The following is a 15,371-nucleotide window of genomic DNA, read 5'->3' as shown; positions in this document are numbered from 1 at the left end:
GAAGATAAGAAATTTATCTATAAATGATAATATTTTTATTCCCACATCTATTAATACCTCTTGCCATTCCTATATTAATACTACTAACAACTTAATTTAAAATATTCTCTTAATACATTTCACACACAAAAAGAACCCAAAGTTTTGGGTTCTTTTCTCTTAGTATAATCCTTCAAATATTAATGAATATAAAGGATTCTCTATTACATATTCCTCAGCCTTACCTTCTTCTAAAGCTTCTGTAAGCTCTAAGTTTATAGGAAGCTCTCCTATAAGTGGTAAACCTAAATATTCAGCATGTTCTTCCGCTGATTTTTTACTAAATACTCTAATTTTAGTATCACATTTTCCACAAGTGATGTATGACATATTTTCAACTACACCTCTTATGTTTACTCCAACTTTTTGAGCCATAATAACAACTTTCTTAACTATCATTGATACCATGTCTTGTGGTGTTGATACTATTACTAGTTCTTTAATGTTAAATTCCTGCATTACTGTTAATGCAATATCCCCTGTTCCTGGAGGCATATCTATTAAAAGATAATCTAACTCTCCCCATGCAGTATCAAAATACATTTGATTTAATACTCCATTTATAACAGGTCCTCTCCAAATAACAGGATCTTCTTCAACTTCAGTTAAAAGGTTCATTGATATAACCTTTATACCTGATTTAGTTTCTACTGGTATAAATTGAACATTTTCCTTATCAACTGGTCTCATCTTAGCTCTTTCTTTATTTATTCCAAAAAATCTTGGAATTGAAGGCCCTGTTATATCTGCATCAAGAACTCCCACACTATATCCTTTTTTTCTAAGAATTGATGCCATTATTCCTGTTACTGTTGATTTTCCAACTCCACCTTTACCACTAATTACTCCTATAACATTTTTTATGTTCCCATAATTAGGTGTCTTAACTGATGGACAAATCTCTAATCCTTTTGAACTGCAAGAATTTTTACTTGCACAACTATCACATTTACTCATTATTGATTGCTCCCAACTGTATTCCAATCTTTAGGTACTTGGTTTGGCTGACTAACTTCTATATCCCATTTATTAAAGTCAAACTTACCTATTACATAATATTGTTGATAAACATTATTCTGTCTATCATCTACTGTTATTATAGTTTTAAATAAATTAGTGCTATATCCTCTATTATTAGCACTTATTATTATATTAAAGTCTCCAAAGTTTCCATTTACAAGCTGTGCCCCTGGTATTGTCTTTTGAACTTCTTGAGTAAATTGTTGTAAATCATTTGAGTAAAGATATTTTACACATTCAACATCTCCCATTAAGTCTATTCCAACCTTAGCACCTGGCTTATCATAATATTGCTTTGTTTGATTAATTACTTTTAATATACTTCCGTAATAAATTTGGTTAAAATCTCTCGGTTTATTTATGAATGAGAGATTATTAATTATTGTATCTTCTAAATTTTTAGGTACTTGAAATGCTTGTGTTCCATCCCAGAAGTTTCCTTCTCCCTTAGTGTCTACACCAACAACATAATCATACTTTTTAATTTGATCTCCAGTATAAACTTCAAATATGTAGTCTGGTTGTAATGAGTTTCCTTTTGGTCTAACACTACCATGAGATAAAGTTTCATATAATTGATTAATAGCTTTTGGATCTGTGATTATAAATCTAAATCCTGGGTCCCTACTATTTTGAATAACTATCTTATCAACTTTTGTCTGTTTAATATAATTAAAGGCATTATTTCTAAAACCTAATTTTACTAATATAGCATTGACAGGACCGAAACCTAAGAATATAAGTATTGCTGCTATAACTACGACAATTATTGCGATTACTTTCTTATTCACTTAAATATCACCTTCTCTATTTATTTTTTTCAAATAATTAGGAGAAGCCTTAGGCTTCTCCTAGCTATAATTATTATAATACTTTACAGATTTTATATCAACGAATTAACTTTTATTTAATATTCTACTTTGTTGGCACTACAACAGTTGCCTTTTTATAATCATAGAACATTAACCAGAAGCCATCTCCATCATCTTCTTTTCCTTTAACCCATGTTACAAATCCTGATTTTCCCATATAAGGTTGCTCATCACAATTCTTCTTTCCAGCAATTGCATAAATAATGTACTTTAGATTTCCTTTTATATCGCATTTATATCCAATCATAAACTGCTTTTTCTTTACTATATAAGGATAATAATTAATCATTGGATTATAAACTACTGAATGTTTATCATGATTACTTGTATCACACATATCATCTATAGTTTTTACAGGAACCTTATACCATTTACAGTATTTAAGGTCATTAAAGTATCCCTTAACCTCCTCAAATCCTTTTACGATATTTTCAAAGAAATTTCCAACTCCCCCTCTTAGCTTAAAGTTATCTGGGTCAATATTATTTTCTTCAATTCCTCTTTCATAACATTCAAAATCTTCTTTAGTTTTTGCTTTAGTTTTTGGTTTTTCTTCCTTCTCTTTATGCTTCTCTTCAGCTTTTGGCTTCATATTAGCATTCTTCTCATCACTCTTAACTATCTGACAATCTTTCCATCCTGTTTCTGGCTTTTCTCCATTCATAAAGCCATATAATGTAAAGCTAAGCTTTCCAGCTATACTTTTACAAATACCAGCACCTGAAATTTTTTCATAAGGCAAACTTATCCCACCAATATTTTCAGCGTAATACTCTTTAGAGGCCTCACCCTTACCATTATCAGTTACAACTAGTTTCCCCATATCAACTATTTGTTTTACATCTTTTTTACAACAAATAAGTACTATAGAATAATTGTCTTCCTTCTTTAAATTTTGAGCATAAAAAGTGATTTTACATTTGTCTCCTTTAGCCTCAATCTTTGAATAACCTGATACAGCTTTATCCCCAGTTGATGCACTACTTTCATCTTCTTGTAATATTATAAAATTTCTATACAATTTATTATGTGCCAAGTTTCCGTTACCTCCACATATATATTTATTCCATATATTATATGCTTAAAGGTAGCATTTATGATAACATTATTTTATTTTATATGCATAAATTTTATCAGCAAGTGTTGCAAACTCTTCTATAGTCAGAGTTTCTCCTCTTCTTTTAGGATCAACATTTGCTTCCACAAAAGCTTTTTCTAAATCTTCTTTTCCTACCCCTAAGTTTTTAACACCATTCCATAAAGTTTTTCTTCTCATATTAAATACATCTCTTATTAATGTAAATAAGAACTCTTCATTTTGCACCTTAACTCTTGGAGCCTCTAATCTATCAAGTCTAATAATAATAGATTCAACCTTTGGTCTTGGCATAAATGAGCTTGGAGCTACAGTTCTTATAACTTTTGTAGTTGCATAATACTGAACCATTAATGAAAGTGAACCATAATCTCTAGTGTTTGGTTTTGCATCCATTCTATCTGCAACTTCCTTTTGTATCATTATAGTTATACTTTGGAATTTTGCTCCACTTTTTAATAACTGTGCTATTAAAGGCGTAGTTACATAGTAAGGAAGATTAGCTGCAACCTTAACACTTTTTTCATCTCCAATAATTTCATCAAAATTAGCTTTTAAAGCATCTTTATGTATAAGTTCAAAATTATCATAATCTTTAAGTTCCTCAGTTAAAATAGGAATTAAATCTTTATCAATTTCTATTGAAGTAACTTTTTTTGCTCTCTTAAGCATCTCTACAGTTAAAGTTCCAACTCCTGGTCCTATCTCTATTACAAAATCTTCTGGGCCTATTTCTGCGCCATCTACAATGTCTAATACAACTTGCTTATCAACTAAAAAGTTTTGACCTAAACTCTTTGTAAAGTTAAATCCATATTTTTTTACTATATCTTGTGTTTTATAATTAGTTATTAAATCCATCTTATTTACCTATCTCCTCTTCAACCTTCTTTATTGCATTTATAAACTCTTCTTTTGAAATTCCATAATTATTCAATCTCGATATCATCTGAGTACCATTTCCATACCCGATTCCAAGAATTTTTCCTAAAAGCATTCTTCTCTTTTTAGAATCTTTATCCCCTGTTAATTTAAAATAAAGCATATCTTCAATATTATATTCTTCTCTTTTCTCTTCAACAGTTACCTTAACATTCTCTAAAGCCTTAATTATTGTTTCTGGTGTTGCATTTTCAACTCCAATATCTCCATCTTTAAGACCTTCATCTTGTGAAATATAAGCATGTTTTATTCCAGGAACTCTTTTTCTTATAATGCTTCTTATTTTTTCACCTGCAAAATCAGGGTCAGTAAAAACAATAACACCTTTTCTCTTTTGAGCTTCCTTTATTCTATCTATAACTTTTCTATTTATTCCAAATCCTCCAACAGCTATACACTCTGCATCTACTGCTCTTTTTATAGCATCAATATCATCTCTACCTTCAACTACTATAACTTCTTTAATCACAATCAAAACTTCCTTTCAAAGTTATTTTACTAAGTAATTCTTTAATTCTCTCAATTATACATATATTTAATTTACATATATATGAACCTTATGTCAAATGAATTACTTAGGTTATCTTACTCTATTTTTATTTCACACAAAAAGAGACAAGTATAAACTTGCCTCTTTCTTATTACCATTCGCCTGGATATGCAACTATATAAGCATTTACTCCATGTCGTCTACCCCATTGTGTACACATTGCTTTTGACGTGAAATATACATCAATTATATTTCCTTTGATAGCTCCGCCAGTATCTGCTGCTTTTGCAAGACCATACCCATCTACATATACTAAGCTTCCAAGAGGTATCACTCTCGGATCTACTGCGATTGTACTAATTCCACCTGGATTGTATACAGGTTTAGTTCCTGTTGCAGTTATTCCATGTAAAGCATACGCTGTTGATTCTACCACCAATTTCTTCTTATACTTTATAGATGATGAACCACCTCTATTTGGAATAGACTTAGATACAACTTTTGGTGGCACTTTAGTTCCTTGCTTTACTAATGCATTTACTGGTTTTGAAAGTGTCTTTGATTGTACTTCTTTTTTAGTAACCTCTTTTCCATCTTTATAAGTTACCTTATAAGTTACTTGTTTCTTTCCATTTGTACCTTCATTTTTAACTACCTTTTTGCCTTTTTCAATATTCGAATCCTTTTCAACAACTGTCTCGTAAGGTATTGATTTCTCTTCCTTAACAGTCTTGATTTCTACATCTACTATTTTTACAGACATATCTTCTACAATATTTGTGTTTACACCTGGATTTACTTCATCTAAATCCTTATCATAATTAATACCATTTGACTTTAATTCTTGTAAATTTTCAACTAAAGCCTGTCCTATGTTTTCCTCTGCTGTATAAACAGTGGCTTTCTTTTCACCCATTGCAATTTCCATAGGAACAGCAGTTTTAACTATAATCTCTTCATTCTCATTTACTTTGGATTCTAAAGATGGTTGTACCTTATCTTTTTCTTTTAACTCAATACCTTTAGATGACAACACATCCTTAACAGTCCCACTATAGGTTATTACAGTTTCCACCGTACCATCTATAGTTAATTGTATAGTTTTTCTAGCATTCATAAATATCATAGACCCAATAACTAATCCAGCTACTAAGCATATTGATATTTTAGCCTTAGGACTGTTAGAAAAATTCTCTTTATAAGCTTTAAATTTTTCTACCATTAAATTCCCTCCTTTGGCAATAGCGTACATTCATTATACTAAAAATATGAATTTTTTGTCAAATTTATGAACGCGTAAGCCTCTGAACCCCTTTTATACCATTTTTTTATTCATATTTAGGTTCATTTTTTAATTCAGTTTTTTCTACAATTGGGGATTATTAAAATCCCTAATGGCATACGAACAGTAAAGCTACCTCTTAAATTTTACCATTTTTTCTTTTATTATACAATCAATACCATTTCATTTTACTTTATATACTTATTCCCATCAACTTACAAAAATTCTCATTTACCTTATTATTTAATTCTTTTGGGCTAATTCCTCTAATTTCCGCCAGTTTTTCTATAATTTCCTTTATATAATCTGACCTATTTCTCTTTCCTCTATTAGGAACTGGTGCCATATAAGGTGCATCAGTCTCTACAAGCATTCTATCTAATGGGATATCTTTTGCTACTTCTACTAACTTTTTAGCATTTTTAAAAGTTACTACTCCTGTAAATCCAATATAGTATCCTAGATTTATACACTCTCTTGCAAATTCTACACTTCCTGAAAAACAATGAACTGTTCCTATAACTTCTGGAAACTCTTTCATAATATCTAATGTGTCTTTATGTGCATCTCTATCATGTATAACTACTGGTAACCCAAACTCTTTAGCTAAAGCCATCTGCTCTCTGAAGGCATTTTTTTGTACCTCTCTTGGAGGGTTTTCTTCCCAATAATAATCTAGTCCTATTTCTCCTACTGCAAGAACTTTTTTGTTTTTCCCTATCAACTCTTTAATTTCTTGTAATCTTTCAGATGTTAACTCATCTGCATTTTCTGGATGTATTCCAAGTGCACCATAAATTAACTTATATTCTTTTGTTAAATTATCTACGTCTCTTACACTATCATATGATGAAGCACAGTTTAATATTCCTATGACCCCATTATTGTTCATCTCACTTATTAATTCTTTTCTATCCTCATTATAATCTTCTGAATCATAATGGGCATGTGTATCAAATATTTTATATTCCATTGTTTAATTACTTCCTTTCATTACTTTATTCTTCCTTATACAGTATTATATAATATTACTATAATTATTTAAAAGAAAGGTAGGTATATATTTATGGATTCAACATTAAACATATTAAAAGAAACACCTTTATTTTCACACTTTACAACTGAAGAGTTAGAAAGTTTACTTAAAAATCCTTCTGTTTTTCTTAAAAATTACTCAAAAGAAGAAACTATCTTTTTTGAAGGCGATACATGCACTTCTGTAAGTGTAATAATAAGTGGCGAAGTACATATAGAGCAAAATAATGCATTAGGAAACACTCTAACTATTGCAAAACTTTTCCCTAAAAATCTTTTTGCTGAAAATATAATTTTCTCTAATAAAAAGACATATCCTGTAGATGTAGTTTCATTTACAGATTCTACTGTTTTGCATATAAATATAACTGTGATGACTAAACTCCTTATGTCAAACGAAAATTTCCTAATAAACTTTTTAAAAGATCTTTCAAATAAGTCTTTAGTCTTAAGTAATAAAATACGACAATTAAATACTAAATCTTTACGTGAGCGTATATCTTCATATCTTTTATCAGAGATGAAGATACAAAAAAGTTCAACTATACACTTAAACTCTACCAAAGAAGAGCTTGCAAAATCCTTTGGTGTTAGACGTCCTTCTCTTTCAAGAGAACTTATAAACATGAAAAAAGATGGTATTATTTCCTATGATAGAAAAACAATTACCATCCTTAATAAAGATAAATTATTTTATTTTTAGCTTCTGTAATTCTTTTTTATACTTTTTGACACGAAACTGCCATATTTTTGACTTATAATAAATCTTGTAAAGTAGTTAAAGCATTATTATTTACCCCTTATAACCATCTTAATTGAATGGTTACCTAGAATATCTCGTCCCCCTATTGTAGATATTCTAGGTTTTTTATTTTGTCTTTTTTCTTTTTAATCTATTTATTTCATCTAAAAATATATTTTTATCTAACTCCTTAAAACTCTCAGTATAAGTTATATCTCTAGGAACATCTTCTAAATGAATAAATTCCCACACATTTTCTTTAATATCTAATGTATCTAATATATTTATACTAAAGCTTGGCATAAATATCTCTAATATATTTATTACATTCACAAGCTTTATTAAAGAATATGTCCTATCTCTATTTGTATCTACAATGAAACTAATTACTTCTTTCAAAGCATCCTTAAACTTTCCAGATTCTATTTTTTCTCCAACTTCCAAATACAAATTTTCTAACCTTTTCTTTTCATACTTGTTTTTATAAATCTCACACTTTCCTCTTCCATAGAAGTTTATAGTATTAGCACAAAATCTTTGTAACTCATTTACTAAGTCATTATTATTTATATTTATAAAGTTTTTCCATCTAAAATCAGTATCTCCAGCTTCAGGTGAGTTCAAAATCAAGAAATATCTAATTATATCCACAGAATATCTTTGAAGCATATCATCTATCCACAAAGCCCAATTCTTATTTGTGGAAAAGTTTTTACCTTCAAGCTTTAAATGATTACTTGAAAATACTCTTAAATTTATATCTTCATGTCCAAGTGCTGATAATAATCCTGTAAATATTATTGTATGGAATGGAATATTATCCTTTCCATGAACTAAATATACTCTACTATCACTTCCACTAATATATTCTTTTAATTTATCTTCACCTACGCACTCTGATGTAGCTGTTAAATATCCCATAAGAGCTTCAATCCACACAAATATCTTCTTATCTTCAAAGCCCTCTAATGGTACATCTATACCAAAATCTATATCTTTAGTAACTGCTCTATCCCTAAGACCTTCACTTATATACTTCTCAGTAATTTCCTTTGCATTTTCTCTCCAGTTAAGCTTTCCTCTTTCAAAAATATTCTTAACCTTTTCTTCTAGTTCTGAAAGCTTAAAATACAAGTCTCCATCTTTTTCATAAATATATCCCTTTTCATAAAACTCTAAGATACTTTTTTTTGCCCAAACTTTATGGCTTTCTTTTTCAGTGTTTGAAAATAAATCAAAAGAAAAATCTAACCCCTTAAATTCTCGTATAAACTCATTATGATATTTATCTATTACTTCTAATGGTGTAATTCCTTCTTCTTTTGCTTTTAAAGGTATAAGATGTCCATGAGTATCACTTCCTGATATAAATAAAACCTCATCACCTTTTTTTCTATGATATCTTGCTAAAATATCTCCTGGTATAAAAACTACTACTCTTCCTAAATGCAACTTACTATTTGTGTATGGCCATGCATTTCCTATAACTACTTTCAAAAATATCACTCCCCTTTTTGTATAAAAATAGACTGTATCAATTAGCCTATTTAAAAGTTATCTTTTGATACAGTCTCTATTTTTAAATTATCTTACTTCACTACCTGTTGGTAATTGTCCTGGATTTACTAAGTTTAATATTGTATCATCATTATCTGATGCTGCAAGTATCATACCCTGTGATAGCTCTCCTCTTAAAGTTACTGGCTTTAAGTTTGCTACAAGTACTACATACTTTCCAACTAAATCTTCTGGCTTGTAGTGCATAGCTATTCCTGAAACTACCTGTCTTTCTTCTCCACCTAAATCAACCTTTAATTTAAGAAGTTTCTTAGCTTTCTTAATCTGCTCACATGCAAGAACTTTAACTACTCTTAAATCTATTTTTTCAAAATCTTCAATAGTTATTTCTTCTTTTATAGGCTTCATTTCTTGTGGTTTTTCTAAAGCTTCCTTCTTCTTAGCTTCTTCTAATTGAGCTTCTCTTAAAGCTTCAAGTTCTGCAAGCTTTTTATCTACATCTATTCTTGGAAATAATGCCTCACCTTTTTTAACTGTTGTTCCTGGTGCCGTTCCATCAAATCCTTCAAGAGATGCCCAGTCTTTAGCAGTTACTGCAAGTTGCTCATTAATCTTCTCTGCTGTTGTAGGTAAAAATGGTGATAATAATACTGATGAGAATCTTAAAGTTTCAGCTAGGTTGTATAAAACAGTTCCTAATCTGTCTTTTTGCTCCTCATCCTTAGCTAATATCCAAGGAGTTGTTTCATCAATATATTTATTAGCTCTTCTTATTAATACAAATATAGCTTCTAATGCTTCTGGTATTCTTAATTCATCAATAAAAACTTCTACTTTTTTAGGTGTTTCTAAAGCTAAAGTCATTAACTCATTATCAACATCACCTGCTGCAAGTGGAGCTGGTACTACACCATCAAAATATTTTTCTACCATTGCAACTGTTCTTGAAAGTAAGTTTCCAAGGTCATTACAAAGGTCTGAATTTATTTTCTTTATAAATATTTCATTATTAAATAATCCATCTGAACCAAAAGGAATTTCTTTTAATAAGTAATATCTTACAGCGTCTACTCCGAACCCTTCAACTAAAGCTACTGGATCTACTACATTTCCTTTTGATTTTGACATTTTACCACCATCAACAAGTAGCCATCCATGCCCAAATATTTGTTTTGGTAATGGTAAATCTAATGCCATTAACATAATTGGCCAGTAGATTGTATGGAATCTTAATATATCTTTTCCTATTAAGTGTACGTCTGCAGGCCAGAACTTTTTGAATAATTCATCATTATCACTTCCATAACCTAAAGCAGTTATATAGTTTGATAATGCATCTATCCAAACATATACTACATGGTCTATATCAAAAGTTACTGGAACTCCCCAGTTAAAACTTGTTCTTGAAACACAAAGATCTTGAAGCCCCGGTTTTAGAAAGTTATTTAACATTTCATTTTTTCTTGATTCAGGTTGTATAAACTCTGGATGCTCTTCAATATAATTAATTAATCTATCTGCATATTTGCTCATTTTAAAGAAGTATGCTTCTTCCTTAGCTTCATGTACTGGTCTTCCACAATCAGGACAGTTTCCATCAACTAATTGAGTTTCTGTCCAGAATGATTCACATGGAGTACAGTATGAACCTTCATATGAACTTTTATATATATCACCTTGGTCATATAATCTTTTGAATATATCTTGAACTGCTTTTATATGATAATCATCAGTAGTTCTTATGAATTTATCATAGCTTATGTCCATCATTTCCCAAAGGCTTTTAATTCCTGCAACTATTTCATCTACATGCTCCTTTGGAGTTATTCCTTTTTCTTCAGCAATAGTTTGAATTTTTTGCCCATGCTCATCTGTTCCTGTTAAGAACATTACATCAAACCCTGTTAATCTCTTAAATCTTGATATTGCATCAGCAGCTACTGTTGTATAAGTATTTCCTATATGCAATTTTGTTGATGGATAATATATTGGCGTTGTAATATAATACGGTTTTTTACACATAAAATATCCCTCCTAATTTTAATTTTCTAATCTTTTGCAATAAAAAAGCCCTATGCTAAAATTAGCATAGAGACGAATTACCGTGTTACCACTCTATTTTTTTCTTATCTTACAATAAGAAACTCGATAAGTAAAATACTTTACCTTGCAATATAACGGTTGCAAGCCGTAAATCCCTAACTTCAAAGCTCAGAACTTATGCTCAGAGGCCATCTTCATCTTAACTTTTATCATGGGCTTTCACCTTCTCCCACTCTCTTATAGATAATCATTAAAACTACTCTTCTCTTCATAGCATTTTTATTTTAACTATATAATATTCTAAATAATTTTTTCTGTCAACAATTTGCATTTATATATATATCAATTATTGCCGCAGAATCTTTTTTTTAGTATATGTTATAATATATACACATTATTTGGAGGTAATTTAATGAAGCTTAACTTTCACAAAATTGGACTTAGAAATATAAAAACTGCTTTAGCTGTAGTTATATGTATGATTATTTTCAAAGTTATTGGAGATGAAAATCCTTTTTATGCTTGTATTGCAGCTGTAATCTGTATGAAAGACAATGTTCCTAATAGTTTTAAAATGGGAAAAGACAGACTTATAGGAACTATAATTGGTGCAATTTTTGGTACTATTTTTATATGGATTTTAATTCATATTACTATATTAGATAATTATATTCCTTTTGTTAGTGGTGTAGGTATTGTTCTTGCCATATACACTTGTAACCTTTTTAATAAACCAGGCTCAGTTACTATATCATGTATAGTTTTTCTTGTTATTATGGTTAATTATAATGGACCACAATCTTATGCTTACGCATTAAGCAGAAGTATTGATACTGCAATTGGAATCATTGTTGCAATTCTTGTAAATAAATATTTTGATCCACCTAAATGGTATAACTCTAAAAAGAAGTACATACAAGATAAAAAAGGTTAGCTAATACTAACCTTTTTATTCTTCCTCATAAACATCTACATCAATTATTTCACCAAATCTTGTTTCATACTCATAATATATTTTAGGAATTTCTAAAATCAATTTACAATCTTTAAAAGATGCTTTTATTTTTGATGCATCACTATTTGGTACATGAAAATTCTTAACAAAATCTCTTGAATCCCTAATAATAATCATTGCAGTACTATCATCATTTGAAAAAAATTGCTTCTTTTGTGCTCTTACATAGACACACTCATCTTTATAATCCACTTTAATATCCTTCCTTTGCATTCCTGGAAATGTACCTTCTATTAAGTATCTGTCCTCTTCATTTTTTATGTTCATTTCAATATTAGTTCTCTTAAAATCATTGTTAAATACATTGCAAAAATCTATTTCATTTAGATTTTCATTTAAAACATCTAAATAAATATTTTTCATAAGTCCCACTTCTTTTTTCCTATCCATAAAACAATCTCCCTAGAATTTCTCTTATTAAATAAGATATTAATTCTAAGGAGATTTGCTACTAATTTATATAGTTATTTTTTCATTTTCTTCTACTTTACTATCTACTTTTTCTTCTAAAATTGGCTTTCCAAAAATTCTAACTGCTAAAATTAAAATTAAAATTCCAACTGGTAATATAATATACACCGGAACGCCAAGTCCTGCTGGAATATACCCACATATTATAGTTACAGCTCCAACAAATAATGCATACCACATTTGAGTTCTAACATGATCTATATGATCACACCCTGCCCCCATTGATGAAAGAATAGTTGTATCTGATATTGGAGAACAATGATCTCCAAAAATTGCTCCTGTTAAAACAGCGCTTGTACAAATTACTACGTACCCCATTTCAGGTGAAACTGAATATCCTAAAGGAATTGCAAGTGGCATTAGTATTCCCATAGTTCCATAAGCTGTTCCTGTTGCAAAAGACATTATTGCCCCTAAAACAAAAATAATACTTGGTAATAAAAAGCTTGGAATTGCATCTGATAAAAGAGTTACTAAATATCTAGCAGTTCCTAAATCCTTTATAACCGAACTTAATGACCAAGCTAAAAGTAATATTACCCCTGTAATTAAAAGTCCTTTCATTCCATCAATCCATGTGTCAATAGCTTCTGATACGGTCATTATTTTTTTCCAAACTGCCATAGCAATAGCCACAATTGAAGCTAAAATAGCTGATTGGAAAAGTGCAGTTGAAGCATCAGCTGCTGAAAATGTTTGTTGTATTGCTTCAAATGAAAATGGTGAATTATTCAAAATTTCTATAAGAGCAGTTTCTTCTCCCCCCATTATTCCTTGATATCCACTATAATAAAAACTTGCAAGTGCTGAAACTATAAGAGTTCCTATTGGAATTATTGCATTCCAAACACTTAACTTAACTCCCTTTTTCACCATAGTTTCTTCTTCTTTCATTTCTCTTTCTACAACTTTATTTAAGCCTTTTCTTGCATTTACTTCTGCTTTTCTCATAGGTCCAAAATCTCTTAACATAATTGATGTTATAACTACAAATGCAAGAATTAATATATTATAAAATCTAAAAGGTATTGTTTCTAAAAATACTCCAAATGCATCTACATCCATTCCTATTTGAGTAAATGAATCTTTTATAAGTCCAACTTCAAGCCCTATCCAAGTTGAAATTATTGCAAGCCCTGCAATTGGTGCTGCTGTTGCATCTATTATAAATGCTAATCTTTCTCTTGATATTTTAAGCTTATCTGCAACTGGTCTCATTATAGGTCCAACAATTAAGGCATTAGCATAATCATCAAAAAATACTAAAAGTCCTAAAAACCATGTTGTAAGCTGTGCACTTCTTGGAGTTTTTGCTCTCTTTGCAAGTGCCTCTGCAATAGCTCTTGCACCACCCATTTTACTAACAAGGCTTATAACTCCTCCAATAGCTAAAACTTGAAGAATAATCCCTGCATTCCATGGATCTGCTAATGAATTTAATATTCTTTGTACTAAATCCAAAAAAGCTTGTACCATTCCCCCGAAAATATTTCCCCCTCCAAGCTGAAGCATAAAACATCCAGCTAAGGTTCCTACAAATAGTGATACAACAACATTTTTAGTTACAAATGCCAAAACAATTGCAACAAGTGGAGGTATTATTGTCCATACTTCAAATTTTGCTGCGTTCACTGCTCCTAAGTCTACTTCTGATGCAAAAGCTGGCATCGAAATAGAACAAACTAATAATAATACTGTTAAAAAAATAAATCCTCTTTTTCTCATAATTCCTCTCCCCCTATTAAATTTTTAATACAAATCCATAGACCACAATTAAACCATACCCTAAACCTCTTTTTAAAATTAAAAAGAGCCTTGAGATAACACTCAAGGCTCTACTAAATCCGTAAAATCCTAAAATGACAGCTCAACACAATTTCTCGTGACAGTCTTATGCATATTCTACATAAACCCAGAATCTAAGATTAAAGCAATCTCTTAAATTCTTCGGCAAAACCTCCTTTTTCCTAGCTTCAATTTGCTTTTAAAAACTAAGATACTCTTAAGCCTTGCAACCTCTATCTCCTCATATTTCTTATAAGTTAAAATTAGTATATACCATTATTTACAATTTAGCAACATAAAATACATAATTTATTTATAATTTATCAAAGAAAAATAAGGAAGCTACCTTAAAGATAGCTCCCTACTATTTTTTCATAAAATTTTCTATATCTTTAACTGATTTAATCATATCTTTTGTTAATACATCATGACCTTCTTCAGTTATTAATACATCATCTTCTATTCTTATTCCAATTCCTTCTTCTGGAATATATATTCCTGGTTCTACTGTATAAACCATACCTGGCTCTAGTATAGTGTTTCTTCTTGGATTGTCTATATCATGTGTATCTAATCCTAAGCTATGTCCTATACTATGGAAATAATATTTTCTTACATCTTTTTTGTCTTCCATTAAACCAAGTTTTATACATTCTTCTGCTATCCATTCAGTTGCTTTATTATTTAAATCAATAAAGTTTACTCCTGGCTTCATAGCTTCTATAACTCTTTCATTTACGCTTAAAACTGCTTCGTAAACTTCTTTTTGTCTTTTACTAAACTTTCCGTTTATAGGAATTGTTCTTGAAATATCACCATTATAGTAATTCCATTGTGCACCTAGATCAAAAAGAATTAAATCTCCATCTTTTAATGTATCATTATTATCTACATAATGAAGAGTTGTTGCATTAACTCCAGCTGCTGCTATTGTTTTAAAAGCATAATCTTTTACGCCATTTCTTCTGCATTCAAACTCATAATAAGCTTCTGTTTCATATTCTTTCATTCCTGGCTTAAT

General features: G+C 29.9%; 14 protein-coding genes, 1 riboswitch and 1 other annotated feature. Of the genes, 2 read left to right on the top strand and 12 right to left on the bottom strand.

The window, feature by feature from the left end; translation table 11 throughout:
- Positions 1-159: 159 nt before the first annotated feature.
- From ACRDDY_RS05665 to ACRDDY_RS05635, 7 genes are all read right to left on the bottom strand, one after another.
- Positions 160-996, bottom strand: a complete 837-nt coding sequence (locus ACRDDY_RS05665; protein ID WP_438564003.1) for an Mrp/NBP35 family ATP-binding protein — start codon at positions 994-996, stop codon at positions 160-162.
- The gene (locus ACRDDY_RS05660; RefSeq protein ID WP_438564002.1) at positions 996-1,850 is read right to left on the bottom strand and encodes a hypothetical protein; all 855 of its coding nucleotides are present in this window, start codon (positions 1,848-1,850) and stop codon (positions 996-998) included. Before ACRDDY_RS05660 ends, ACRDDY_RS05665 begins: the two co-directional genes overlap by 1 nt.
- A 124-nt stretch (positions 1,851-1,974) precedes the next feature.
- Positions 1,975-2,967, bottom strand: coding sequence for a hypothetical protein (locus ACRDDY_RS05655; protein WP_438564001.1), 993 nt, complete (start codon positions 2,965-2,967; stop codon positions 1,975-1,977).
- A 69-nt stretch (positions 2,968-3,036) separates the two neighbouring features.
- Positions 3,037-3,888 carry a 16S rRNA (adenine(1518)-N(6)/adenine(1519)-N(6))-dimethyltransferase RsmA gene (gene rsmA, locus ACRDDY_RS05650; protein WP_438564000.1) on the bottom strand — a complete coding sequence of 284 codons (852 nt, stop codon included), beginning with the start codon at positions 3,886-3,888 and terminating at the stop codon, positions 3,037-3,039.
- A gap of 1 nt (position 3,889) precedes the next feature.
- Positions 3,890-4,438, bottom strand: a complete 549-nt coding sequence (rnmV, locus tag ACRDDY_RS05645) for a ribonuclease M5 (RefSeq protein ID WP_438563999.1) — start codon at positions 4,436-4,438, stop codon at positions 3,890-3,892.
- A 172-nt stretch (positions 4,439-4,610) separates the two neighbouring features.
- Positions 4,611-5,681 carry a G5 domain-containing protein gene (locus tag ACRDDY_RS05640; RefSeq protein WP_438563998.1) on the bottom strand — a complete coding sequence of 357 codons (1,071 nt, stop codon included), beginning with the start codon at positions 5,679-5,681 and terminating at the stop codon, positions 4,611-4,613.
- A gap of 253 nt (positions 5,682-5,934) precedes the next feature.
- Positions 5,935-6,714, bottom strand: a complete 780-nt coding sequence (locus ACRDDY_RS05635) for a TatD family hydrolase (RefSeq protein ID WP_438563997.1) — start codon at positions 6,712-6,714, stop codon at positions 5,935-5,937.
- Positions 6,715-6,807: 93 nt separating this feature from the next.
- Here ACRDDY_RS05635 and ACRDDY_RS05630 point away from each other — a divergent pair, with 93 nt between their 5' ends.
- Positions 6,808-7,479 (top strand): Crp/Fnr family transcriptional regulator, encoded by a 672-nt coding sequence (locus ACRDDY_RS05630; RefSeq protein ID WP_438563996.1) that lies wholly within the window; start codon positions 6,808-6,810, stop codon positions 7,477-7,479.
- A gap of 165 nt (positions 7,480-7,644) precedes the next feature.
- On the opposite strand, the gene ACRDDY_RS05625 is transcribed toward ACRDDY_RS05630, so the two are convergent.
- On the bottom strand, positions 7,645-9,015 hold the full coding sequence (locus tag ACRDDY_RS05625; RefSeq protein ID WP_438563995.1) for a methionine--tRNA ligase: 1,371 nt from the start codon (positions 9,013-9,015) through the stop codon (positions 7,645-7,647).
- A gap of 87 nt (positions 9,016-9,102) precedes the next feature.
- Positions 9,103-11,058: a methionine--tRNA ligase gene (gene metG, locus ACRDDY_RS05620; RefSeq protein WP_438563994.1), complete on the bottom strand. Its 1,956-nt coding sequence runs from the start codon at positions 11,056-11,058 to the stop codon at positions 9,103-9,105.
- Positions 11,059-11,123: 65 nt separating this feature from the next.
- Positions 11,124-11,360: a binding site (T-box leader), on the bottom strand.
- Positions 11,361-11,491: 131 nt separating this feature from the next.
- Between metG and ACRDDY_RS05615 the strand changes: the two genes are divergently transcribed.
- A complete protein-coding gene (locus tag ACRDDY_RS05615; protein WP_438563993.1) occupies positions 11,492-12,013 on the top strand; it encodes an FUSC family protein in 522 nt (173 codons plus the stop codon).
- A gap of 15 nt (positions 12,014-12,028) precedes the next feature.
- Here ACRDDY_RS05615 and ACRDDY_RS05610 read toward each other — a convergent pair whose 3' ends face one another.
- The 3 genes from ACRDDY_RS05610 to ACRDDY_RS05600 all read right to left on the bottom strand — a co-directional run.
- Positions 12,029-12,484 (bottom strand): Hsp20 family protein, encoded by a 456-nt coding sequence (locus ACRDDY_RS05610; protein WP_438563992.1) that lies wholly within the window; start codon positions 12,482-12,484, stop codon positions 12,029-12,031.
- 66 nt (positions 12,485-12,550) lie between these two features.
- A complete protein-coding gene (locus ACRDDY_RS05605; protein ID WP_438563991.1) occupies positions 12,551-14,290 on the bottom strand; it encodes a Na+/H+ antiporter NhaC family protein in 1,740 nt (579 codons plus the stop codon).
- Between the two features lie 130 nt (positions 14,291-14,420).
- Positions 14,421-14,594: riboswitch (Lysine riboswitch) on the bottom strand.
- A gap of 120 nt (positions 14,595-14,714) precedes the next feature.
- Positions 14,715-15,371: M24B family metallopeptidase (locus ACRDDY_RS05600; protein WP_438563990.1), on the bottom strand; the 657-nt coding region annotated here is incomplete at its 5' end.

The organism is Clostridium sp. (assembly GCF_051656525.1).
Classification (GTDB): Bacteria; Bacillota; Clostridia; order Clostridiales; family Clostridiaceae; genus Clostridium.
Note: the sequence above shows the minus strand (reverse complement) of the source record. Positions and strands in the feature narration are given on the sequence as shown.